The following is a 700-nucleotide window of genomic DNA, read 5'->3' on the forward strand; positions in this document are numbered from 1 at the left end:
ACGAGCGTCAAATAGTATTGTTTTTTATTCCTTCAAGCCATTTGCTCCGCTTAACGACTTTGATATAAGGCGGCTTAGACATTCCTGCGGAAGTCTTTATAAACTTTGCATAGCATCAGGTGTGCTTACATTAGTTTGGATATTGTCTGATAAACAAATTATTATATATACTGTTTTTCTTATTTCGGAGACTGCGGGAAGGCCTCTCCCAAACAGAAAGCGGCTTTAGAGGTGAATTTCAGAATATTAGATTTAACAGCAAAGGGCTTTAGCTTTTAAATAATGACATAAGAGAAGCAAGGTGTAAAAATAAGGCTTTAAAATCTGGAAAACATCTACAATTCAAAGGTCATTATTTTCAACTTTGCTTGTTAAATCAATATTCTGGAAGAGGAGGGTAGGCAATTGTTTGGGATGGATTTTTGCTTACTTTTTTCCACAAAAAAGTATGAAGACACATTAGATTTGTCTTTCAAAACATCAACACAAATGCAGAACAAACAGTCTAAACTGTGATAATTATTGATGAATACAAAATCAATTCCCCCAGAATTTTGACTTGACCCATTAACACCTCTTTTTGAAATGAAGACAACAACCTTAACTCCATCAATATCTGATATATGATGATGATAGTAGTAGTTTAATTTTCTGCAACGCTTAGGTTTCTTTCCTTTGGTCTTTAGGTTTTTTAGTGAAA

Annotated in this window: 1 protein-coding gene; it reads right to left on the bottom strand. The window is 33.6% G+C overall.

Annotated features, from left to right (window positions below):
- Positions 1-371: 371 nt before the first annotated feature.
- On the bottom strand, positions 372-700 hold a 329-nt coding region (locus HNS40_RS23035; RefSeq protein WP_216664209.1), incomplete at its 5' end, for a hypothetical protein.

Origin of the sequence: Lentimicrobium sp. S6, assembly GCF_013166635.1 — a bacterium.
GTDB lineage: Bacteria > Bacteroidota > Bacteroidia > Bacteroidales > UBA12170 > UBA12170.